We start from the raw sequence: 21,261 nt of genomic DNA, 5'->3' as shown, positions 1-21,261 counted from the left end.
TGCCGCTCTGCCGGCCCCGTCCGCCGAGCTGACCAGAGCAGTCGGCAGCCCTATCGACGATCTAGCGGGGGTGTGGGGGGAGAGGGACGGTGACGTGGCGGGGTGGGTGGTGGTGGGCGGCGGCGGTGGCGCGGGGGGTGTGGGCGGGGCAGTGGTGGCGGGAGGGGTCGCCGGTGGTGTCGAGGTAGACCCGGTCGCAGCCCTCGGCGGCGCAGATGCCGAGGCCGGCCATGCCGCGGTCGCTGATGTGGACGGCCAGGCCCATCGCGGCGCGCGCGGCGTACCGGTCGGGGATGGAGCCGCCCTCGTTGAGGTGCAGGTGCCAGCCCTGGGCGTCGTGGCCGGACAGCTGGGGGTGGACGGGGTGCTGGATGAGCAGGGCGTTGAGGCGTTCGGCGGCGTCCTCCTCGTCGCCGCGGTCGGCGGCGGCGAAGACGGCCCGCAGTTCGTCGCGCAGTTCGCGCATCGCGTCCAGGTCGCGGCGCGTGATGCGGCCGCCCAGGTGCGGACGGTGCGCCAGCAGTGCCTGCAGCCCGTCCAGGTCGCCCAGCCCGTCCCCGCTCGGGTGCCGGGTGTTCACCAGATCGAGCGCCAGGTCTGCGTAGGAGGAGAGGTCCACGAGGGCTCCTGACAGAGTCGGGCCTTCGGGCGGGGGTCGTACGGATCCATTCCCTTCTGTCGACTATTACACCTTCTGCGACGGCGGCGGCAGAGGTCGTCTGGGGAGAATATGAAATATTCTGCGGGTCGCTCGCCATAATGCCGACAGATTGATCGTCTGATCGGGGGATCGCCGCAGGTTTCCCGGATTCGGCCGGGCCGGAGATGATTACGGCCCGTGTTCCCGGGGACGGGAGCACGGGCCGTGATCGGGCCGGAAGGTCGTTCTCGGCTCAGCTGCGGGCGACGCCCTCGCGGCGGGCCTGGTCGGCCACGGCCGCGCTCACCGCGGGCGCCACGCGCTCGTCGAACGGGCCGGGGATGATGTGGTCGGGGGCGAGGTCGTCGCCCACGATCGCGGCCAGTGCGTCGGCCGCGGCCAGCTTCATGCCCTCGGTGATGGTGCGGGCGCGCACGTCCAGCGCGCCGCGGAAGATGCCGGGGAAGGCCAGCACGTTGTTGATCTGGTTCGGGAAGTCGCTGCGGCCGGTGGCGACCACGCGCGCGTGCCGCCAGGCGACGTCGGGGTGCACCTCGGGCGTCGGGTTGGACAGCGCGAACACGATCGCGTCGTCGGCCATGGTGGCGATGGACGACTCGTGCACGGTGCCGCCGGACAGGCCGATGAACACGTCGGCGCCGCGCAGCGCCTCCTCGGTGGAGCCGCGCAGGCCGGCCCGGTTGGTGTCGGCCGCCAGCGCCTCCTTGACCGGGTTGAGCCCGGCCCGGCCCTGGTGGATCAGGCCGCGGCTGTCGGACACGGCGATGTCGCCGATGCCCGCCTCCAGCAGCATGCGCGTCACGGCCACGCCGGAGGCGCCGGCGCCCGCGACGACGGCGCGCAGGTCCGACAGCGGCCGGCCGACCAGGCGGGCGGCGTTCTTGAGCGCGGCCAGCGTCACGATGGCGGTGCCGTGCTGGTCGTCGTGGAAGACGGGGATGTCCAGGGCCGCGCGCAGGCGGTCCTCGATCTCGAAGCAGCGCGGCGCGCTGATGTCCTCCAGGTTGATCCCGCCGAAGCTGGGCGCCAGCCGCACGACGGTCTCGACGATCTCCTCGACGCCGGTGCAGTCGAGCGCGATCGGCACCGAGTCGACCCCGGCGAACTCCTTGAACAGCAGCGACTTGCCCTCCATGACGGGCATGGAGGCGGCCGGGCCGATGTCGCCGAGGCCGAGGACGGCCGTGCCGTCGGTCACCACCGCGACGACCTTGGACGTCCAGGTGTAGTCGTTGGCGAGTTCGGGGTTGTCGGCGATGGCGGTGCACACCCGGGCGACGCCGGGGGTGTAGGCCAGGGAGAGGTCTTCCTTGTCGCGCACCGGGATGGTCGAGCGCATCTCGAGCTTGCCACCCCGGTGCAACCGAAATGCCGGATCGTTGTCGAGCGAGGCGGAGTCCGGGGATCCGGATCGGCGCGTTTCGCTGGTGAAGGGCTGAACAGCCACAGCGACCCCTGTCTGTGAGATTCGAGCTTTGAGGCGATGCCGCGCGTGGACGGTGGTGCGGTCTGGTGGCCGGGCACCTGTGGTGATCTCGCGACGTACGGGGGTCACCCGTTGTCCGATTGTGCCACAGGGGCCTCGCCCCGCAGGGCCGGGCCCGGGGTGGTGGACGTCACGGAACGTCCGTCCCGGACGTCACGCCACACCCGTCCCTTTCGAGCGTCATGCCCACCGTGTGCAGCCGAAACGTCGCCGCGGGTAGGGTGGAGCCGCCTGCCTTGTTGTGCGATTGTTTCGCACCCTTAATCCAGTTCATGCCTGGTGTGCGCCAGAATGTGCACTCGTCTACGGATCGACCCGATCCGGCCAACGATCGAATTGTGGAGGGGGACCGTGACGACTGGTTCTCTGCGTCGCCGTACCGTCGCGGCCGCCGCGCTCGCCCTGACCGGCCTGCTGGCGTTGAGCGCGTGCGGAGGCGACTCGGGTGACGACTCGGCGACCGGGACCAAGGTCCCCGGGGTCAAGCTGGTGAGCAGCGGCAAGCTGAAGACGTGCACCAACCTGCCGTACCCGCCGTTCCAGTTCGAGGAGGGCGGCAAGACCGTCGGGTTCGACGTCGACATGATCGACCTGGTCGCCAAGAAGCTCGGCGTCACCCAGGAGATCGTCAACATCGACTTCGACGTGATCAAGAGCGGTGCCGCGCTCAACGCCAACCGCTGCGACGTCGCCGCCGCCGGTATGACGATCACCGACGAGCGCAAGCAGAATCTCGGCTTCTCCCGGCCGTACTTCCCCGAGGTGCTCGGCCTGCTGGTCAAGAAGGGCTCGGGCGTCACCTCGGTGGACGACGTCAAGGCCAAGAACGCCAAGCTCGGCGTCCAGGCCGACACCACCAGCCTCGACTACTCCAAGAGCAAGGGCATCGAGGCCCGGCAGTACAAGGACTCGGGCAAGCAGCTGCTGGCCCTGCAGTCGGGGGCGATCGACGTCGCCCTGCAGGACCTGCCCGTGGTGAACGGGTGGCTGAAGAAGCCCGAGGTCTCCGGCAAGTTCGACCTCGTCGCCGAGATCCCGACCGGGGCCCAGTACGGCTTCGCGGTCAAGAAGACCGGCAGCGAGGAACTGCTGAAGATCATCAACGAGACGATCACGTCCTCCATCCAGGACGGCTCCTGGAAGGCGACGTACAAGAAGTGGGTCGGCTCCGACCCCAAGACGATGCCCGCCGAAGGCTGATCCCTCCTCATGACCGTGACCACGCCAGAGGCCGGTCCGGCCGGGGGACCCCCCGGCCGGACCGGGCTCAGCCCACGCCAGAAGCAGCGAGCCGGCCGCTGGATCCAGTACGCGATCTTCCTGCTGCTCGTGGTGCTCGTCGCCGCGTTCGCCGACTGGGGGAAGATCCACGAGCACTTCCTCGACGGCGACGCGGCACGGGAGACCGTCCCCGACATATTCCGGGCGCTCGGCAACACGGTGATCTACACCGTCCTGGCCTACGCGCTGGGCATCGTGGTCGGCCTGGTGATCGCGCTGATGCGGCTGTCGTCGGTGGGGCCGTACCGCTGGTTCGGGCTGGTCTTCATCGAGATCTTCCGCGGGCTGCCCGCCCTGCTGATCCTGATCCTGGTCGCCTTCGGCCTGCCGATCGCCTTCCCGACGTTCAGCGACCCGCCCGGCGGTATCTACACCCAGATCGCCCTCGGGCTCGGCCTGGTGGGCGCCGCCTACATGGCCGAGACGATCCGGGCCGGCATCCAGGCGGTCCCCAAGGGCCAGATGGAGGCGGCCCGCTCGCTGGGCATGTCCTACGGCCGCGCCATGATCACGATCGTCATCCCGCAGGCGTTCCGCATCGTGATCCCGCCGCTCACCAACGAGCTGGTGCTGCTGTTCAAGGACTCCTCGCTGGTCTTCGTGCTCGGCGTGACCAGCACGCAGGTGGAGCTGACCAAGTTCGGGGAGCAGGTCGCGGTGCGGCTGGCGGACGTCACGCCGATCATGGTGGCCGGCATGGCGTACCTGGTCATCACGATTCCGCTGGGTTATCTCGTGCGCAGGCTTGAGGCCCGCCAGGCGAAGGCACGGTGAGCGTTGTGACGCACATGGTGGAGATCCGCGGGCTGCACAAGTCGTTCGGCCCCGTCGAGGTGCTCAAGGGCATCGACCTGTCCGTCGAACGGGGCCAGGTCATCTGCATCATCGGCCCGTCCGGTTCGGGCAAGTCGACCCTGCTGCGGTGCGTGAACCTGCTGGAGGAGCCGACCGCGGGCAAGGTCGTCGTCGACGGCGTCGAGCTGACCGACCCCGACGTGGACATCAACGCGGCCCGGCGGCGCCTCGGCATGGTCTTCCAGCAGTTCAACCTGTTCAGCCACCTCAAGGTGCTGGAGAACCTCACCATCGCCCAGCGGCGGGTGCTCAGGCGCTCCAAGGGCGAGGCCGAGCGGGTCGCCCGTGAGAACCTCGCCAAGGTGGGCCTGGAGGAGAAGGCCGACAGCTACCCCTCCCAGCTTTCCGGCGGGCAGCAGCAGCGCGTCGCCATCGCGCGGGCGCTGTCGATGGAGCCGAGCATGATGCTCTTCGACGAGCCCACCTCGGCGCTCGACCCAGAGTTGGTCGGCGACGTGCTCACCGTCATGCGCCAGCTCGCGCAGGAGGGCATGACCATGCTCGTGGTCACCCACGAGATGGCCTTCGCCCGGGACGTGGCCGACCACGTGGTGTTCATGGACGGCGGTGTGATCGTCGAGCAGGGGCCGCCGGAGCAGGTCATCGGCGATCCGCAGCACGAACGCACCAAGCGCTTCCTGCGCCGGGTCCTCGACCCCACCCACGTGGACGTCGGCGAGGCGGCCGACCTGGAGGGCCCGGAGGGCCTGACGCCCGGCGAGGCCCCCGAAGAGGTGCCGAGGCCGCGCTCGTAGCGGTCCTGAACGACGTCCGGCCCCGGCCTCCCCTCGCACCACGGAGGCCGGGGCCGTCGAAGCACCGAGCCCGTCTCGCCTTACTTTGTTCAGGCGGCCGGTCTCGTAGCGCCTGCCGCCCATGTAGAGGGCGCCCTTGTAGCAGGCGGAGTGGCTCTCGCCTTCCGGCACATTGCCGCCGTTGCATGCCCAGGGCGCTCGCTGGGGCCGTGTAGCCAGAGCTGCCCGACGCGGGTCCGGCCCCTGTTCCTGGTGACGCCGGACATCGCCCATCGCGCCCCGGCCGTCGCCCTCCGCGGCCGTCGCCGGTGCGCCGCCGTTGCCCGAGCGACCCGTGTGCCCGGGCTCCCGCGATTCGCCGTGGCCACTTGAGGCCACATCTGTGATCTTCCCCACGATCGATTGGCGGGCGATCATCGGCTGAGCCCGCCTCCGATTGCGGACCAATCGGCTTTCCGCGCCAAAGAGGTCGGGTCCTGATGAAACGGCGGGTGTCGTATTGCTGGACTGGACCGTTCCGGGTTCGACGGCGCAGGTGTGCCTGGCCGCCGTCCTCACCTACTCCTCGCTGGCGAAGATCTCCGGCCTCGGCGCGTTCCGGGAGGTGCTGCTGCGGCTCGGAGCGGGCGGCCTGGCCCGTCCGCTGGCCGTCGCCGTCATCACCGCCGAGCTGTGCGCCGGCGTCATGCTGCTCGCGGTCCCGGAAGCCTGGTGGCCCCGGGCCCTGGTGGTCCTGCTCGCCCTGGGCTTCGCGGGCGCCGGTGTGCGCGCCCTCGCGCTGCGCGAGCAGGTCCACTGCAACTGCTTCGGCACCGGCGGCGGTTCCGCGCCGCTGGGACGCCGCCAGCTCGCCCTGCTCCCCGCCTGGCTGGCGGCCGCCGGACTCGCCCAGGCGGGCGCTCCCGGCTGGGACGCCGAGCGGGGCCTGGCGGTACTGGCGGTCCTGCTGATCGCCTGCACCGGACTGCGGCTCGTGCCCGCCGTCCGGGCGTTGCGGACGCTGCGCGCCGAGCGCGCGGCGTTCGCCGAGTCCACCGGCATCGGTGCCGAGGATCCGACCCGAGCGAAGGAGATGGCCCTGCGATGACCCTGGCGCTGCTCATCGTCGTGTGCGTCCTGGCGGCGCTGCTGTTCGTCGCCTTCGGCGCGCTGGTGGAGATGTTCCACCAGCTCAAGCAGATCCGCGAGTACCTGGAGATCGAGGACAGCCCGATCCTGATGGACCTCGGCGCCGCCCAGGGACAGGCGCCCAGCGCCGTGGGGCTGCCCGCCGAGCTGGACGGCTCCGACCGCGCCCTCGTGCTGCTCCTGTCCAACAAGTGCCGGACCTGTTTCACGCTGGCCGCCGCCCTGCAGGGCCGCGTCCGCCCGCCCCGCCTGTGGATCGTCGTCGTCCCCGTCCTGGGCGACGCCGCCGAGTTCATCGACATGTTCGACCTGAGGGGCGAGCGCGTCGTGGTGGACGAGGGCGAGCACATCGTGAACCGGCTCGGCATCGACGCCACACCCGCCGCCGTGCTCGTGGAGAACGGGCGGATGGTCAAGGCGCACAGCGTCCCCTCGTCCCGGCAGATGTTCGCCGCCCTGCCCGTGGGCGGGCCGGCCGACGGGCCTGCCGGAGAGGGCGACACCCGTCCGGTCACGCACGCCGCTCACGGCTGACCGGCGGGAACCCATCCCCCACCGTAAGGAGAGGTGAGCACGATGCGCAGGCGCAAGCACACACGCGACCCGAAGGCGCCCGGGAAGGCCACGGCGAAGGCCACCGCACAGGACACGCCCGGCGGGCAGGAGTCCGACCGCCGGGGATTCCTCGGCTGGATGGGCCGGGTCGGCGTCGGCGCCGTGGGCGCCGTCGCCGGTGTCACGGCGCTGCAGCGGCCCGCCGCCGCGGCGACGTGGCGATGCTGCAACCTGGCCTTCGGGCAGCCCAACTGTCCGATCAACTCCCAGGGGCAGGCGTACTGCAACCGCGGCACGATGAAGGTCTGGAACTGCTGCAGCGGCTCGCGCCTGTACGCATGCGGCGAGTGCACCAGCGGTTCCAACTGCTACTCCGGCACCTTCTACTGCTCGGCGGGCTGGACCGTCCGCGCCAACTCCTGCTGACGAACGGAATCTCCACGTGCAGTCCGTGCTGCTGTCGGCGCTGATGCTGCTCATCGCGTGCGCCGGCTTCGCCCAGGTGTTCAGCCTTTGAGGTCTGTCGTTCATCGGGTACCTCCGTCCCCTGGTCCAGGGGAGAGCCTCTGACGAGCCCGCCCAGCGCCGAGCGTTCGCCTCGCTCGCCCTCGGGTTCACCACCTCGGCGGTCGCCTTCTACGGGGCGGTCCACCTGGTGGGCGCGACGACGCTGGGATCGCGACCGGGTACGGTCGCGCAGCTCGTGGCGGTCGGCGTTCTGGCCGTCTGCCTGATCATCGATACGGGGATCTTCGGACTGCGCACGCCCATGCTGCGGAGGCAGACCCCGCAGCAGTACTTCTTCCGGTACGGCGCCGCCCGGGGCGCGCTGCTGTGGGGACTGGACACCGGTCTGGTGGTGACCACCTTCCGGGTCACCTCGCTGACCTGGGCCTCCCTCACCGTGACGCTGCTCGGGCTGGTGCCCTGGTGGGCCGGGATCGCCTACGCGGCGGGCTTCGTGCTGCCCAGCGCGGTGTTCGTCCTGGTCGTCCCGCGCAGCTCGGATCCCGAGAACGCGCCCGAGCCGGTCTGGCTGATGGACCGGATCAGGGACTGGGAACCGTGGGTGCGGCGGTCGGCGCCGGTCCTGCTCGGCCTCGCGGCCGGGGCGCTGCTGCTGTCCGTCTGATCCCCCGGCCGTGACCGGCGTCCGTGAGGCCGCCGGTCACGGCCGGAACCATGCGCACGGCCGGGACCGCGCCCGCGGCCGGGCCCCGGCTGGGGGCCGCGGCGCCCGCGCGGACTAGGGTGCGGTCATGTTCGCTGTGACGGCTACGCGATTCGACGCAGACAATCCCGTGAACGGGCTGACGCTGGGCGAGCGGCCCGACCCGCAGGTCCCCGACGGGTGGACCACGGTGACGGTCAAGGCCACCGCCCTCAACCACCACGACCTGTGGTCGCTGCGCGGCGTGGGGCTGCGCGCCGAGCAGCTGCCGATGATCCTGGGCTGCGACGCGGCCGGGGTGGACGAGGACGGCAACGAGGTCATCGTGCACTCGGTCATCGGCGACCCCGAGCGCGGCGGCGGGGACGAGACCCTCGACCCCAAGCGGTCGCTGCTGTCGGAACTGCACGACGGCACGTTCGCCGAGAAGGTCGCGGTGCCGCGCCGCAACCTGGTGCCCAAGCCGGCGGAGCTGTCGTTCGAGGAGGCGGCCTGCCTGCCGACCGCCTGGCTGACCGCCTACCGGATGCTGTTCGACAAGTCCGGCCTGCAGCCCGGCTCGACGGTCCTGGTGCAGGGCGCGGGCGGCGGCGTCGCCACCGCGCTGATCACGCTCGGCTCGGCCGCGGGCTACCGGGTGTGGGCCACCAGCCGCAGCGAGGCCAAGCGCGAGCGGGCCCTGGAACTGGGCGCGGCAGCGGCGTTCGAGCCCGGCGCCCGGCTGCCCGAGCGGGTCGACGCGGTCATGGAGACCGTGGGCGAGGCCACCTGGTCGCACTCGCTGAAGTCGCTGCGGCCGGGCGGGCGGATCGTGGTGTCGGGGGCGACCAGCGGCCAGGTGCCGCCCGCCGAGCTGAACCGGGTGTTCTTCCTGCAGCTGTCGGTGGTCGGCTCCACCATGGGCACCCGCGACCAGCTCACGCGGCTGGCGCGCTTCCTGGTCGCGACGGGCGTCCGGCCGAAGATCGACCGCGTGCTGCCGCTGGACCGGGCCGCCGAGGGCTTCACCGCCATGGCCGAGGGCGACCTCTTCGGCAAGATCGTCTTCACGCCGTAGCCGTCCCCGCCCGCCGCCGGGCCCGGGCGACGCGGTCAGGCGACGCGGTCAGGCGTGGCGGCCGGGGCGGCGATCAGGACAGGGACGATCAGGACAGAGACGATCAGGACAGCAGGTCGCGGAGGCGGGCGCGGGCGTCGTCGAGAAGGTCCCGCACCGCCTCCAGGTCGTGCTCGCTCAGGTGCGCGTCGCGGGCGTCGCGGCGGACGTCCTCGACGAAGCGGCCGAGCAGGCGCTCCAGCTTGAGGCGGGCGAAGTCGTCCTGGGTGCCGGTCGCGGTCTTCCAGACGTCCTCCCAGTTGCGCTGCCACTCCTCCTTCCAGGTCTGCGTCTGCTCGCGCCAGAAGTCCTTCTGCCGGCGCCACTCCTCCTTCTGGCGCTCGGCGGTCTCCCGCCACGCCTCCTTGGAGGTGGCCCGGCCCTGGTCGCGCATGCTGCGGGCGGCCTGGGTGAGCTCCTCGCGCAGTGTGCGCACCGTCTGCCGGACGTCCTGCTGCACCTCGCGGGCGAACTGCTGCGCCGAGGCGGAGATCTCCTCCTCCAGCTCGGCCAGCTCGTCCATGCGGCGTTCCAGCTCGGCCCGGCCCTTGTCGGTGAGCGAGTAGACCTTCTTGCCCTTGACGACCTCGTGGCTGACCAGGCCCTCGGACTCCAGCCGGGCCAGGCGCGGGTAGATCGTCCCGGGGGAGGGGGAGTAGACCCCGAGGAAGCGGTCCTGCAGCAGCCGGATCACCTCGTAGCCGTGTCGGGGGCTCTCCTCCAGGAGCTTGAGCAGGTACAGCCGCAGGCGGCCGTGGCCGAAGACGGGGCTCAACTCACTTCTCCATTCCGGATGCGGGGAAGCCGCCGGCGTCGCCGGGGGCACGGCCGAGCAGGGTGACGCCGCCGGACACGGTGTTCACCGACAGCCGGCCGGAGCCGTCCCCCAGCTTGCCCGCGACGGTCCGGCCGAAGGGGCGGTCCTGCCGCTCCAGCTCGGGGAAGGAGGAGTCGAGCCGCCCGGCCGCCGAGTTCAGCGTCACCTCGGCCGAGGCGGTCTCCGGGACGCGCAGCGCCACCTCGCCGGACACGGTGTTCAGCTCCACCGTGCCGGCCCCCGCCAGGTCGACGTCCACGGCGATGCGGCCGCTGACGGTGCGGGCGGTCAGCGCGTCGACCGAGCCGCCGGCCAGGGCCAGGTCGCCGGACACGGAGGTGAACGCCACCCGCCCGTCCAGCCCCTGGGCCTCGATCGCGCCCGACACGGTGCCCACGTCGATCTCGCCGGTGACGCCGTCCAGCGTGACGTCGCCCGAGGCGGTCTTGAGCGACGTGCGGGCCGACAGCCCGGTGATGACGGCGTCCGCGGACACCAGATTGACGGTGACCGGGCAGTCGTGCGGCACGGTGACGGTGACCACGGCGCGGCAGCGCTGGGAGCGCAGCCAGGTCAGCACGCCCTCCCAGAGCCGCTCGTGGCTGACGTTCAGCATGCCGGCCTCATGGCTGACCACCAGCGGCGGCCCCTCGATCTCGTCCACCAGGACGGAGGGCCGCTCGCCCCCGGCCAGCACGCAGACGCTCCCGGCGATCAGCGTGGTCTTCAGCGCCACCACGCCGTCGAAGTCCAGGGAGGTGGGTTCCTCGATCGTCCAGCGCGACATCGCGACATTGCCCTTCGTCCGGCTCCTTTCAGTAAACACGATATGTCGCGTCATCGGTATGTGGACATATCGCGTTCCGGCGGAGCCGGGACGGGCTACTCCTCGTCGTCCTCGTCCAGCCGGGCCAGCCAGGTGGCCAGGCGCTCGACGGGCGTCTCGAAGTCGGGGTTCAGGTCCACGAACTCGCGCAGCCGCTCGGCCAGCCAGCCCAGGCTGACCTCCTCCTCGCCGCGCCGCTCGGCCAGCTCCTCGATTCCCCGGTCGGTGAAGTACATCGCCTCTCTCCAGCAATGCGGCAAAGGCGAGGGCTCCGGGCGCGGCCGCGCCCGGAGCCCTCGACCCTCAGCCGGTCGTTACCCGTTTCGGTCGGTCACTGCTCGGTGCCGAAGATCCGGGCCAGCAGCGCCTCCTGCTCGGCCTGGTGCAGCTTGGCCGAGCCGACCGCCGGCGACGAGGCCGCCCGGCGCGACACCCGGTTGAGCTGCCGCCCCTCCAGGTGCAGTGGCAGCTTGAGCGCGATGAACGGCCAGGCGCCCATGTTGGCCGGCTCCTCCTGCAGCCACACCAGCTCGGCGTCGGCCGGGTACTTGGCCAGCTCCGCCTTGATCTCGTCGACCGGCAGCGGGTAGAGCCGCTCCACCCGCACCAGCGCCACGTCGTCGGCGCCCGCCGCCTTCCGCGCCGCCAAGGCCTCGTAGTAGACCTTGCCGGACGTCAGCACGACCTTGCGCACCCGCGACGGGTCGACGTCCGCGGACGTCTCGCCGATCACCGGCTGGAACGCGCCCTGGGTGATCTGGTCGACCGCCGAGGTCGCCGCCTTCAGCCGCAGCAGCGACTTGGGCGTGAACACCACCAGCGGCTTGCCCCGCTGCGACAGCACCTGCCAGCGCAGCAGGTGGAAGTAGTTCGCGGGGGTCGTCGGGTAGACCACGGTCATGTTGTCCTGGGCGCACAGCTGCAGGTAACGCTCGATGCGCGCCGAGGAGTGGTCGGGCCCCTGGCCCTCGTAGCCGTGCGGCAGCAGCAGCACCACGCCCGAGCGCTGGCCCCACTTCTGCTCGCCGGACGAGATGTACTCGTCGACGATCGACTGCGCGCCGTTGGCGAAGTCGCCGAACTGTGCCTCCCACGCCACCAGCGCGTCCGGCCGGGTCATCGAGTACCCGTACTCGAAGCCCATCGCCGCGTACTCGCTGAGCAGCGAGTCGTGCACGTAGAACTTCGACACGCCCTGCCCGAACTGCTTGAGCGGGGTGTACTCCTCGCCGGTCTTGCGGTCCACCAGCACCGCGTGCCGCTGGCCGAAGGTGCCGCGCCGCGAGTCCTGGCCGACCAGCCGCACCGGGTGCCCGTCGATCAGCAGCGACCCGAACGCCAGCAGCTCGCCGGTGGCCCAGTCGATCGCGTCGTCCTCGATCATCTGCGCCCGGCGCTGCAGGATCGGCTGCAGCCGCGGGTGCACGTTGAAGCCCTCCGGCAGCGCGACCTGCGACTCGATGATCCGCTTGACCGTCTCCGGCGGGATCGCGGTGCCCGCGCCCGCGTGGTCGATCGGGATGCGCTCCTCGACGTCCGGCTTGACCACCGACCCCGGCTCCAGCGGCCGCTTGACCGCCTCCCGGGTCTCGGTGAACGCCCGCTCGAGCTGCTCCTGGTAGTCGCGCAGCGCCGCCTCGGCCTCCTCGACCGTGATGTCGCCGCGGCCGATCAGCGCCTCGGTGTACAGCTTGCGGACCGAGCGCTTGGCGTCGATCAGGTCGTACATCAGCGGCTGGGTGAACGAGGGGTTGTCGGACTCGTTGTGCCCGCGCCGCCGGTAGCAGACCATGTCGATGACGACGTCCTTCTTGAACGTCTGCCGGTACTCGAAGGCCAGCCGCGCCACCCGCGCGCACGCCTCGGGGTCGTCCCCGTTGACGTGGAAGATCGGCGCCTGGATCATCCGGGCCACGTCGGTGGAGTAGACGCTGGAGCGCGAGTACTCCGGCGCGGTGGTGAAGCCGACCTGGTTGTTGACCACCACGTGCACGGTGCCGCCGGTGCGGTAGCCGCGCAGCTGCGACAGGTTCAGCGTCTCGGCCACCACGCCCTGCCCGGCGAACGCCGCGTCCCCGTGGATGAGGATCGGCAGCACGGTGAAGCCCGCCTCGCCGACGTCCAGGACGTCCTGCTTGGCGCGGACCACGCCCTCCAGCACCGGGTCGACGCACTCCAGGTGGGACGGGTTGGCCACCAGCGACGTGCGGATCTTCGAGCCGTCGGGGGCCACGAAGTCGCCCTCGGCGCCCAGGTGGTACTTCACGTCGCCCGAGCCCTGGGCGCTGCGCGGGTCGAGGTTGCCCTCGAACTCGCCGAAGATCTGCCCGTAGGACTTGCCGACGATGTTGGCCAGCACGTTGAGGCGGCCGCGGTGCGCCATGCCGATGACGACCTCGTCCAGGTGCGACTGCGCCGCCGCCGAGATCACCGAGTCCAGCAGCGGGATCAGCGACTCGCCGCCCTCCAGCGAGAACCGCTTCTGCCCGACGAACTTGGTCTGCAGGAACGTCTCGAACGCCTCGGCGCTGTTGAGGCGCCGCAGCACGTGCAGCTGCTCCTCGCGCGACGGCTTGTCGTGCGGGACCTCCACCCGCTCCTGGATCCAGGCCCGCTCCTCGGGGTCCTGGATGTGCATGTACTCGATGCCGACCGTGCGGCAGTAGGCCATGCGCAGCACGCCCAGGATGTCGCGCAGCTTCATGGTCGGCTTGCCGCCGAACCCGCCGGTGGCGAACTCGCGCTCCAGGTCCCACAGGGTGAGGCCGTGCTCGAGGATGTCCAGGTCGGGGTGGCGGCGCTGCTTGTACTCCAGCGGGTCGGTGTCGGCCATCAGGTGGCCGCGCACCCGGTAGGCGTGGATCAGCTCGTGGACGCGGGCGACCTTGGCCACGTCGTCCTCGTGGGTGGCCGAGATGTCCTGCACCCAGCGGACCGGCTCGTACGGGATCCGCAGCGCCTCGAAGATCTCGTCGTAGAAGCCGTTCTCGCCCAGCAGCAGCTGGTGGATGCGGCGCAGGAAGTCGCCCGACTGCGCACCCTGGATGATGCGGTGGTCGTAGGTCGACGTCAGCGTCATGACCTTGCTGATGCCGTTGCGCGCCAGCGTCTCGGCGGACGCCCCGGCGAACTCGGCCGGGTACTCCATGGCGCCCACGCCGATGATGCAGCCCTGGCCGGGCATCAGCCGCGGCACCGAGTGCACGGTGCCGATCGTGCCGGGGTTGGTCAGGCTGATCGTGGTGCCCTGGAAGTCCTCCAGCGTCAGCTTGCCGCCGCGCGCCTTGCGGACGATCTCCTCGTAGGCGGCCCAGAACTGGCGGAAGTCCAGCGTCTCGGCGGCCTTGATGCTGGGCACCACCAGCTGCCGGGTGCCGTCGTCCTTCTGCAGGTCGATGGCCAGGCCGAAGTTGACGTGCGCCGGCTTGATGAGCGTCGGCTTGCCGTCGATCTCGGCGTAGCCGTTGTTCATCTCCGGCATCGCCTGCAGCGCGCGGACGATGGCGAAGCCGATCAGGTGGGTGAAGGAGACCTTGCCCCCGCGGCCCCGCGCGAGGTGGTTGTTGATGACGATGCGGTTGTCGATCAACAGCTTGGCCGGGACCGCCCGCACGCTGGTGGCCGTCGGCACCGCCAGGCTGGCGTCCATGTTGGTGGCGGTGCGGGCGGCCACGCCGCGCAGCCGGACCTCCTCGGCGCCCGCGGGCACCGGGACGGCCGGGGCCTTCTTGGCCTCGGCCTTCGGTGCCGCCTTGGGGGCGGCCTTGGGCGGCGTCACGGTCGGCTGCTGTGTCGGCGGGGCGGCCGCGGTGCCGTTGGCGGCCGTCACGACCGCTCCGTCGGTGGCCGGGGACGCGCTCGGGGGAGACGCGGACGGCCGGGAGTCCGGCTGGTAGTCCGCAAAGAAGCTCCACCAGGCTTCGTCCACGGAGTTCGGGTCTTCGAGGTACTTGTGGTACAGCTCGTCGACCAGCCACTCGTTGGCACCGAAATCTGTGTGCTTGGGGTCGGCACTTGTGTGCGACTCTGTCGACACGGCGGAGATCGCCCTCTTCCGCAGCTCGCAGGTGTGGTCTGAGACGACTCAAGGCTACTCGCACTCGCCTGCCGGGGACGCCGCGACGGTGGGACCCCGCCCCCGCCGGCCCCCGTTACGGTGGATCTCGCCCAATCCGGCACCCCGGATTCGTCAAGATCTCCGAAAACCTTCGGCGGCCCTGAGCCGTCCCCAGGTCAGTGGGTGTGCGGCGCGACCGTCGGGCCCTCGCTGGCCTGGACGAGCACGAAGCCCTGCCCCTGGAACGCCAGCTGCATGGCCTCGCCGCTGCCCCGGCCGATCAGCGCCCCCACCTTGAAGGTGCGGTTGACGCCGACCTGCAGGTGGCTGCTCCACGCCACCGCCGACTGGCCGTCGACGAACGTGGGCGCCCGGCCGCAGTCGAGCATGACCGGGGTGCCGTGTGTGGTGAGCGCCACCCAGCCGGTGCCGGTGAGGGTGGTGTTGAACAGCCCGCCCGCGGCGATGCCCGCGCCCTGCACGCGCTGGATGTCGGACTGCAGGTGCGCGTCGTAGGCCAGGATGTTGGAGCCGTTGACGGTGATGCCCTCGTTCTCCAGGTAGAACAGGTGGACGTCGTCGGCGTCGTGGGCCAGGAACAGCAGGCCCTGCCCCTTGACCCGCATCGTGGGGACGCCCTCGCCGGTGAGCGCCTTCTTCATGAACTTGCCGATGCCCCCGCTGCCCTCGTAGTCGAAGTCCATCTGCCCCTGGAAGGCGACCATGGACCCCTGCCGGGCCAGGACGTCCCCGTTGAGGTGGACCCGGAGCATCTTGGAGTTCTGCAGGGCGAAGTGGCCGGGGAGTTGCTGCCCCTGCTCCATGTTGCCGAAGAACGCGCTGCGCATTGGCTGACCCTTTCGTGGAGGTTTCGCAGGACCTTGGACGCCCCCGCCGGTCCTGGGGGTTCCGCGGGCGGTGTCCCGTGGCAGGGATGTGGGGCGTCAGCATAACGAGGGCGGCTGACGCCCCGGAGGCTCACTGCGCGAAGCGGGGCGTCTGGCGCGGACCGGCCACGGCGGCTCAGCCGGCGGCTCAGTCGGCGGCGAGGCGTCCGCGGTCGTGCGGTTCGGTCCAGTCGATGATCGGCCCCTTGGGCACCACGCCGGAGGGGTTGATATCGCCGTGCGTGACGTAGTAGTGCCGCTTGATGTGGTCGAAGTTCGTGGTGTCGCGGAAGGCGGGCATCGAGTACAGGTCGCGGACGTAGCCCCACAGGTTCGGGTAGTCGACCAGCCGCCGCAGGTTGCACTTGAAGTGCCCGTGGTAGACGACGTCGAAGCGGGCCAGCGTGGGGTAGAGCCGCACGTCGGCCTCGGTGAGCCGGTCGCCCATCAGGTAGCGCCGCGTCGCCAGGCGCTCCTCCAGCAGGTCCAGCGTGTCGAACAGCGCGTCGACGGCCTCCTCGTACGGCTCCTGCGAGGTGGCGAACCCGGCCTTGTAGACGCCGTTGTTGACGGTCGTGTAGACCAGCTCGTTCAGCTCGTCGATCTCGGCGCGCAGCTCCTCGGGGTACAGGTCGGGGGCGCCGGGGGCGTGGTGGGCGGTGAACTCCAGCTCCATCGTCGTGGTGATCGCCGGGAAGTCGTTGGTGACCATCCGCTCCGCGCGGGTGTCCCACACGCACGGGACGGTGACGCGGCCCTCGTACGACGGGTCGGTGGCCTGGTACAGCTCGGCCAGGAACGTCGCGCCGGTCACCGGGTCGGGCTCGGGGAAGCGCCAGCCGCGGTCGTCGCGGATCGGGTCGACCACGCCGAGGCCGATCACGTTCTCCAGGCCCAGCAGCCGCCGGACGATCAGCGAGCGGTGCGCCCACGGGCAGGCGTAGGAGACGAACAGCCGGTAGCGGCCGGGCTCGGCGGGGTACCCGCTGGAGCCGTCCGCGGTGATCCGGTCGGTGAACCGGTTCGGCTGCCGCTCGAACCGGCCGCCCTTGATCTCCCTGGTGATGATTCCCGTCATCTCACGCCCCTGACGTCCGTCGCGTGCTCGCCTGTCCCCACCAGCGTGCCGCCGCCTCCCCCGGGACCGCTAGCCTGAGCGACGGGGTATCCATGTTGCAGCACTTCAACGCCCTGGTGGACGGGCTTCCGCCGCTGCTGGTCTATCTGCTGATAGCCGGGCTGGTGTTCGCCGAGGCCGCGCTGTTCTTCGGCTTCGTCTTCCCGGGCGAGACCGCGATCGTGGTCGGCGGCGTGCTGGCCTCCCAGGGGCGGCTGTCGCTGGTCGTCCTGCTGCCGATGGCGATCGGCGCCGCGATCGTGGGCGACTCGGTGGGCTACGAGATCGGCCACCGCTACGGCGCCCGGCTGCTCGACACCCGGGCGATGAGGCGGCACCGGGCCGCGGTGCGCCGCGCCCAGAACCTCATCCGGCGGCGCGGCGCGTCCGCCGTGTTCATCGGCCGCTTCACCGCGCTGCTGCGCGCCCTGATGCCCGCCCTGGCGGGCAGCGCCCGCATGCCCTACTCCCGCTTCCTGGTGTTCAACGCGCTCGGCGGGATCTGCTGGGTGGTCGTCTTCACCTTCGGCGGCTTCTTCGCCGGGGCCGCGTTCGAGCACGTGGCCAAGCTCGCCGGGCGCGGACTGTCGATCGGCCTGGCCGCGGTCGCGCTCGTCGCGCTGGCCGTCTGGGCGTGGCGCCGGCACAGAAGCGAGGCGCGAGCGGAGAAGGAGGCCGAGGCCGAGGAGGAGACCGAGGCCGAAGGGGAGGCCCAGGAGGCCGAGGTCGGCGACCGGCCCGAGGGCGCCGCCCGGGACGGCGCGTCCGACGGCTCCCGGTACGGGCGGTAACGCCGCTCACGAGCACCTGGACGAGTACGCGCGGCGCCGCCGGGGGAGAAGTCCAGGGGGCAAAGCCGAGTCAGATTCGGTTGGGTGGTACCACTGGGTAACCCTCGGGTGATTACCTGGGGCGTACACACCCGTCGACGTGTCGGTGCGATGTGAGGAGAGCGGGATGTCGGAACTGCGCTACGACGGCCGGGTCGCGGTCGTCACCGGAGCGGGGCACGGTCTCGGCCGTCAGCACGCGCTGGAGCTGGCCGCGCGCGGCGCCAAGGTGGTCGTCAACGACCTGGGCGGGGACCGCTCCGGCGTCGGCGCCTCCGCCGGCCCGGCCCAGGAGGTCGTCGAGGAGATCAGGAAGAACGGCGGCGAGGCCGTGGCCAGTCCCGACAACGTGGCCACGCCCGAGGGCGCCGAGGCCATCGTGGGCGCGGCGCTGGAGGCGTTCGGCAAGGTCGACATCGTCGTCAACAACGCGGGCATCCTGCGCGACCGGTCGTTCAAGAACATGACCGCCGAGGAGTTCGACGCGGTGATCGCCGTGCACCTGCGCGGCTCGTTCCTCGTCACCAAGGCGGCCTGGCCGCACCTGCGGGACAACGGCTACGGCCGCATCGTCAACACCTCCTCGCCCGCCGGGCTGTTCGGCAACTTCGGGCAGGCCAACTACGCCACCGCCAAGATGGGCCTGGTCGGGTTCACCCGGACGCTCGCCCACGAGGGCGCCAAGTACGACATCAAGGCCAACGCGATCGCCCCCGTCGCGTGGACCCGGATGACCGAGGACCTGCTGCCCGCCGACGCCGCCGACAGGCTCGGCGTCGACAAGGTCACCCCGCTGGTGGCCTACCTGGTGCACGAGAGCGTCCCGGTCAGCGGCGAGGTCTACACGGTCGGCGGCGGCCGGGTGGCCCGGGTGTTCGTGGCGGAGGGGCCGGGCTGGGGCACCAAGGACGCCCTGTCGGTGGAGGCGATCCGCGACAACTGGGAGGCGATCAACGCCCAGGAGCCGTACATCGTGCCGAAGAACCCCGGCGAGCAGATGGGCCCGCTGATCCAGCACCTGGGCTCCTGACCGCGCGCCGACCATGGGCGATCTGAGGCTCGACCGGCGGGACGGGGTGCTGGTGATCACCCTGTCCCGCCCGGAGCGGCTCAACGCGGTCACCGCCGCGCTCACCGAGGAGATGATCGACGTCCTCAACGAGCTGATGCGCGACACCGAGACCCGGGTGGTGGTGCTCACCGGCGAGGGACGCGGCTTCTCGGCGGGCATGGACCTGCGCGGCGGCGCCGGCGGCGCCGGCGACCCCGGCGGCGACCCCGGCGAGGGACGTCCGCAGAAGATCTACCGGGGCATCGCCCGGGGCGGCGAGGTGACCGCGCGGCTGCGGGAGATCCCGCAGCCGGTGATCGCGGCGCTGCACGGGCCGGTGGCGGGCATGGCGGCGTCCTGGGCGCTGGCCTGCGACCTGCGGGTGGCCGACCCGACCACCTCGTTCGTCGTGCCGTTCGTGGACCTGGGCCTGTCGGCGGGCGACTGCGGGCTGTCGTGGCTGCTGCCGCGGCTGGTCGGCCCGGCCCGCGCGGCCGAGATCTTCTACCGGGCGCGGCGGCTGGACGTGGCGGAGGCGGCCGCGCTGGGCCTGGTCACCGAGGTGACCGAGCAGGGCGGGGACGTGGAGGGCGCGCTGGCGCTGGCCGGCGAGCTGCTCGCCAAGTCCCCCTACGGGCTGCGCCGCACCAAGGAACTGCTCAACATGTCCCTGGACGCCCCCGGGCTGCGCGCCCAGCTGGCGGCCGAGACCGGCGTCCAGACGCTGGCGTTCTTCACCGAGGACCTGGCCGAGGGCATGACCGCCACCATGGAGAAGCGCCCTCCCGACTTCAAGAACCGCTGACCGCGTCGTGTGACCGCGTTCTGGGCGTGCCGTCCCCCGCGGGACGGCACGCCGCGCGCTGTCCATTGCCGGGGCCATCTCCGGCGGACGGTGGCGGCGGTGGGTTCGATGCGGGCGTGGGCCGGGGTGCTCGGGGCACGACGGCATGGCGGGGTGGCACGGACCCCGGGGCCGGATCGCCGCGAGTGGACGGGACGTGCCGTCAGCGGTGCTCGAGGGCGGTGAGGGCCCGCTCCATGGCCTCGGTGTAGCGCAGGGCGGCCAGCTCGGCCAGGGCCGGGTGGGCGCCGATCGGGGCGGCGTACTCGGCCTGGGCGCGGGCGGCCGCGGCCGCGATGGCCTCCCGGTAGGGCTCGCCGTTGATGATGTACGGGGCCAGCGCCAGCCGGTTGGCGCCCGCCTCGCGCAGCTGCCGGACGGCGGCGTCGATGCCCGCGGGGTCGTCCAGCAGGGCGGTGAACACCGGGGCGGCCAGCCGGGAGGCCAGCAGCACGCTGGTCACCTCCGCCTGCCGGAGCGCGGGCTGCTCGCCGGGCGTGACGACGAGGAAGCCGCTGGCGGCCGTCACCATGCTCATCATGCGGATGCGGTCGGCGCGGGCCAGCCCGGCCTCGGCCAGGCGTTCGTGCAGCGCCGCGGCGATCTGCGGGTGCGGGCCGAGCGGGTCGGCGAGCAGGACGGGGGCGGGCGCGGACGCCACCGCCTCGCGCAGCATGGGGTCGATGCGGGGGTGCGGGCCGGTCAGCAGCGGCACCACCACCGCGGCGGGCTCCTCGGGACGCTGCTGGCGCACGCCCGCGAGGACCGAGCGCAGCGACGCCTCCTCGCCCTCCAGGTGGCCGAACAGGGCGGGCTGCCCGGTCTGCTCGGTCTCCACCAGCACGGCCAGTTCGGCCGCGATCGTGCCGCCTCCGCCCGTGGCGGAACCCGGGACGGCCAGGACGAGCGGGGGCGCGCCCGGGGGGAGCACGAAGGATTCGGTACCCCGGTGGCGGCCGCCGCGGGGGGTGCGGCGGCGTCTCGACGGAAGTGCCTCGGATGCCTGGGTTTCGGGACTCACGGCGGGAATCGTAACGCCGTCGGCCGTCGTCCGAGGACAGCTCGGCGTTTCGGGGCATCATCCCACAGGCCCGGACCCGGCCGCACGGACGCCCGCGACCTGCGCAACGACCAGACGACACCGAGTGTCAATTCGGATGAATTACGCAAATAAGACATCCATGTCGGGAGGTAGGGTGGGTGTTCGTCGCCGTGCCAAATGGCGAATCCGTGGAAATGCCGCATAGCGGCTGGTAATGTCTGCGGCGCTTTCAGGGGCCGGGGACGCGTCCGAAAATCGGCCGACGCGGACGCCGGGGGCCTGCCGACCGACGAGGGAAAGATGACGCACAACACCGCGACCGGTGAGCTGAACTGGCTGGTCAACGACTTCGCCGAGCGCGTGCCGGCGGTCCGGCAGGCGGTGCTGCTGTCGAGGGACGGCCTCGCTGTCGCCGCCTCCCGCGAGCTGGCTCGCGAGGACGCCGAGCACCTGGCGGCGCTCGCCGCCGGCGTACAGAGCCTGGCCCGGGGTGCCGGACGGCACTTCGGCGGCGGCAACGTTCGCCAGACCATCATCGAGATGGACACCGTCCTGCTGTTCGTGACCGCTGCGGGCGACGGCTCCTGCCTGGCCGTGCTCGCCGAGGCCGAGGCCGACGCGGGTCTGATCGCCTACGAGATGGCCGTGCTGATCCAGCGGGTGGGCGTGCACCTGCAGGTCGATCCGAGATTCGCCTGAGGGGGATGCCCGGTGGCCCGCGGGCGGGCCGTCCCGCCGCCCCGAACGCGCCGGCCCGGTCGCCGGCGCGGCGCGGTGCGGCGCCGCCCGTCCACCGGGCCTG

Annotated in this window: 21 protein-coding genes; 12 read left to right on the top strand and 9 right to left on the bottom strand. The window is 71.6% G+C overall.

Annotation, left to right across the window (positions count from 1 at the left end; all coding sequences use genetic code 11):
- Window positions 1–61: 61 nt before the first annotated feature.
- Together ABZ801_RS10880 and ABZ801_RS10875 are read right to left on the bottom strand one after the other, a co-directional pair.
- Window positions 62–619: an ABATE domain-containing protein gene (locus ABZ801_RS10880; RefSeq protein ID WP_360695628.1), complete on the bottom strand. Its 558-nt coding sequence runs from the start codon at window positions 617–619 to the stop codon at window positions 62–64.
- A gap of 274 nt (window positions 620–893) precedes the next feature.
- Window positions 894–2,000 (bottom strand): NADP-dependent malic enzyme, encoded by a 1,107-nt coding sequence (locus ABZ801_RS10875; protein ID WP_360695625.1) that lies wholly within the window; start codon window positions 1,998–2,000, stop codon window positions 894–896.
- Window positions 2,001–2,498: 498 nt separating this feature from the next.
- On the opposite strand from ABZ801_RS10875, the gene ABZ801_RS10870 reads away from it, so the two are divergent.
- The 8 genes from ABZ801_RS10870 (at window position 2,499) to ABZ801_RS10835 (ending at window position 8,949) form a co-directional block, all read left to right on the top strand.
- Entirely contained in the window at window positions 2,499–3,347 is an 849-nt protein-coding gene (locus ABZ801_RS10870) for an ABC transporter substrate-binding protein (protein WP_344953154.1), read from the top strand.
- Between the two features lie 9 nt (window positions 3,348–3,356).
- Window positions 3,357–4,202, top strand: a complete 846-nt coding sequence (locus ABZ801_RS10865) for an amino acid ABC transporter permease (RefSeq protein ID WP_344953156.1) — start codon at window positions 3,357–3,359, stop codon at window positions 4,200–4,202.
- A 5-nt stretch (window positions 4,203–4,207) separates the two neighbouring features.
- Window positions 4,208–5,038 carry an amino acid ABC transporter ATP-binding protein gene (locus tag ABZ801_RS10860; RefSeq protein WP_360695747.1) on the top strand — a complete coding sequence of 277 codons (831 nt, stop codon included), beginning with the start codon at window positions 4,208–4,210 and terminating at the stop codon, window positions 5,036–5,038.
- Window positions 5,039–5,537: 499 nt separating this feature from the next.
- On the top strand, window positions 5,538–6,125 hold the full coding sequence (locus tag ABZ801_RS10855) for a MauE/DoxX family redox-associated membrane protein (RefSeq protein ID WP_360695621.1): 588 nt from the start codon (window positions 5,538–5,540) through the stop codon (window positions 6,123–6,125).
- Entirely contained in the window at window positions 6,122–6,700 is a 579-nt protein-coding gene (locus ABZ801_RS10850; RefSeq protein ID WP_360695618.1) for a hypothetical protein, read from the top strand. Before ABZ801_RS10855 ends, ABZ801_RS10850 begins: the two co-directional genes overlap by 4 nt.
- A gap of 42 nt (window positions 6,701–6,742) precedes the next feature.
- Window positions 6,743–7,147 (top strand): hypothetical protein, encoded by a 405-nt coding sequence (locus ABZ801_RS10845; RefSeq protein ID WP_360695615.1) that lies wholly within the window; start codon window positions 6,743–6,745, stop codon window positions 7,145–7,147.
- A gap of 277 nt (window positions 7,148–7,424) precedes the next feature.
- Window positions 7,425–7,853 carry a hypothetical protein gene (locus ABZ801_RS10840; RefSeq protein ID WP_360695612.1) on the top strand — a complete coding sequence of 143 codons (429 nt, stop codon included), beginning with the start codon at window positions 7,425–7,427 and terminating at the stop codon, window positions 7,851–7,853.
- A gap of 127 nt (window positions 7,854–7,980) precedes the next feature.
- On the top strand, window positions 7,981–8,949 hold the full coding sequence (locus ABZ801_RS10835) for a zinc-binding dehydrogenase (protein ID WP_360695609.1): 969 nt from the start codon (window positions 7,981–7,983) through the stop codon (window positions 8,947–8,949).
- Window positions 8,950–9,052: 103 nt separating this feature from the next.
- Here the strand turns inward: ABZ801_RS10835 and ABZ801_RS10830 are convergent, their stop codons facing one another.
- From ABZ801_RS10830 to ABZ801_RS10805, 6 genes are all read right to left on the bottom strand, one after another.
- Window positions 9,053–9,763, bottom strand: a complete 711-nt coding sequence (locus ABZ801_RS10830; RefSeq protein WP_360695607.1) for a helix-turn-helix transcriptional regulator — start codon at window positions 9,761–9,763, stop codon at window positions 9,053–9,055.
- A 1-nt stretch (window position 9,764) separates the two neighbouring features.
- Window positions 9,765–10,592 (bottom strand): DUF4097 family beta strand repeat-containing protein, encoded by an 828-nt coding sequence (locus ABZ801_RS10825; protein WP_360695604.1) that lies wholly within the window; start codon window positions 10,590–10,592, stop codon window positions 9,765–9,767.
- Between the two features lie 95 nt (window positions 10,593–10,687).
- Entirely contained in the window at window positions 10,688–10,867 is a 180-nt protein-coding gene (locus tag ABZ801_RS10820; RefSeq protein ID WP_344953172.1) for a DUF6104 family protein, read from the bottom strand.
- Window positions 10,868–10,962: 95 nt separating this feature from the next.
- Window positions 10,963–14,667, bottom strand: coding sequence for a multifunctional oxoglutarate decarboxylase/oxoglutarate dehydrogenase thiamine pyrophosphate-binding subunit/dihydrolipoyllysine-residue succinyltransferase subunit (locus ABZ801_RS10815; RefSeq protein WP_360695600.1), 3,705 nt, complete (start codon window positions 14,665–14,667; stop codon window positions 10,963–10,965).
- A 197-nt stretch (window positions 14,668–14,864) separates the two neighbouring features.
- Window positions 14,865–15,536, bottom strand: coding sequence for an AIM24 family protein (locus tag ABZ801_RS10810; RefSeq protein ID WP_360695597.1), 672 nt, complete (start codon window positions 15,534–15,536; stop codon window positions 14,865–14,867).
- Window positions 15,537–15,723: 187 nt separating this feature from the next.
- Complete coding sequence (locus tag ABZ801_RS10805) at window positions 15,724–16,653, bottom strand: glutathione S-transferase family protein (protein ID WP_360695594.1); 930 nt, start codon at window positions 16,651–16,653, stop codon at window positions 15,724–15,726.
- Between the two features lie 92 nt (window positions 16,654–16,745).
- Here ABZ801_RS10805 and ABZ801_RS10800 point away from each other — a divergent pair, with 92 nt between their 5' ends.
- The 3 genes from ABZ801_RS10800 (at window position 16,746) to ABZ801_RS10790 (ending at window position 19,378) form a co-directional block, all read left to right on the top strand.
- Window positions 16,746–17,483, top strand: a complete 738-nt coding sequence (locus tag ABZ801_RS10800; protein ID WP_360695591.1) for a DedA family protein — start codon at window positions 16,746–16,748, stop codon at window positions 17,481–17,483.
- Between the two features lie 166 nt (window positions 17,484–17,649).
- The gene (locus ABZ801_RS10795; RefSeq protein ID WP_344953182.1) at window positions 17,650–18,552 is read left to right on the top strand and encodes an SDR family oxidoreductase; all 903 of its coding nucleotides are present in this window, start codon (window positions 17,650–17,652) and stop codon (window positions 18,550–18,552) included.
- A 13-nt stretch (window positions 18,553–18,565) separates the two neighbouring features.
- Window positions 18,566–19,378 (top strand): enoyl-CoA hydratase-related protein, encoded by an 813-nt coding sequence (locus ABZ801_RS10790; RefSeq protein ID WP_360695588.1) that lies wholly within the window; start codon window positions 18,566–18,568, stop codon window positions 19,376–19,378.
- 202 nt (window positions 19,379–19,580) lie between these two features.
- Here ABZ801_RS10790 and ABZ801_RS10785 read toward each other — a convergent pair whose 3' ends face one another.
- The gene (locus tag ABZ801_RS10785; protein ID WP_360695585.1) at window positions 19,581–20,348 is read right to left on the bottom strand and encodes a CbiX/SirB N-terminal domain-containing protein; all 768 of its coding nucleotides are present in this window, start codon (window positions 20,346–20,348) and stop codon (window positions 19,581–19,583) included.
- A 411-nt stretch (window positions 20,349–20,759) separates the two neighbouring features.
- Between ABZ801_RS10785 and ABZ801_RS10780 the strand changes: the two genes are divergently transcribed.
- Entirely contained in the window at window positions 20,760–21,158 is a 399-nt protein-coding gene (locus tag ABZ801_RS10780; protein ID WP_360695582.1) for a roadblock/LC7 domain-containing protein, read from the top strand.
- Window positions 21,159–21,261 lie beyond the last annotated feature (103 nt).

It is taken from the genome of Actinomadura sp. NPDC047616, from assembly GCF_040642915.1.
GTDB classification, from domain to species: Bacteria; Actinomycetota; Actinomycetes; order Streptosporangiales; family Streptosporangiaceae; genus Spirillospora; species Spirillospora miaoliensis.
The sequence above is the reverse complement of the archived record's forward strand: the minus strand, read 5'-3'. Positions and strand labels throughout refer to the sequence as shown.

What these genes read in the sequence shown, in the direction of transcription:
- ABZ801_RS10875 (WP_360695625.1), bottom strand. Translation starts at nt 2,000, where the DNA reads ATGCGCTCGACCATCCCGGTGCGCGACAAGGAAGACCTCTCCCTGGCC.
- ABZ801_RS10865 (WP_344953156.1), top strand. Translation starts at nt 3,357, where the DNA reads ATGACCGTGACCACGCCAGAGGCCGGTCCGGCCGGGGGACCCCCCGGC.
- ABZ801_RS10850 (WP_360695618.1), top strand. Translation starts at nt 6,122, where the DNA reads ATGACCCTGGCGCTGCTCATCGTCGTGTGCGTCCTGGCGGCGCTGCTG.
- ABZ801_RS10845 (WP_360695615.1), top strand. Translation starts at nt 6,743, where the DNA reads ATGCGCAGGCGCAAGCACACACGCGACCCGAAGGCGCCCGGGAAGGCC.
- ABZ801_RS10835 (WP_360695609.1), top strand. Translation starts at nt 7,981, where the DNA reads ATGTTCGCTGTGACGGCTACGCGATTCGACGCAGACAATCCCGTGAAC.
- ABZ801_RS10825 (WP_360695604.1), bottom strand. Translation starts at nt 10,592, where the DNA reads ATGTCGCGCTGGACGATCGAGGAACCCACCTCCCTGGACTTCGACGGC.
- ABZ801_RS10820 (WP_344953172.1), bottom strand. Translation starts at nt 10,867, where the DNA reads ATGTACTTCACCGACCGGGGAATCGAGGAGCTGGCCGAGCGGCGCGGC.
- ABZ801_RS10810 (WP_360695597.1), bottom strand. Translation starts at nt 15,536, where the DNA reads ATGCGCAGCGCGTTCTTCGGCAACATGGAGCAGGGGCAGCAACTCCCC.
- ABZ801_RS10805 (WP_360695594.1), bottom strand. Translation starts at nt 16,653, where the DNA reads ATGACGGGAATCATCACCAGGGAGATCAAGGGCGGCCGGTTCGAGCGG.
- ABZ801_RS10800 (WP_360695591.1), top strand. Translation starts at nt 16,746, where the DNA reads ATGTTGCAGCACTTCAACGCCCTGGTGGACGGGCTTCCGCCGCTGCTG.
- ABZ801_RS10795 (WP_344953182.1), top strand. Translation starts at nt 17,650, where the DNA reads ATGTCGGAACTGCGCTACGACGGCCGGGTCGCGGTCGTCACCGGAGCG.
- ABZ801_RS10790 (WP_360695588.1), top strand. Translation starts at nt 18,566, where the DNA reads ATGGGCGATCTGAGGCTCGACCGGCGGGACGGGGTGCTGGTGATCACC.
- ABZ801_RS10780 (WP_360695582.1), top strand. Translation starts at nt 20,760, where the DNA reads ATGACGCACAACACCGCGACCGGTGAGCTGAACTGGCTGGTCAACGAC.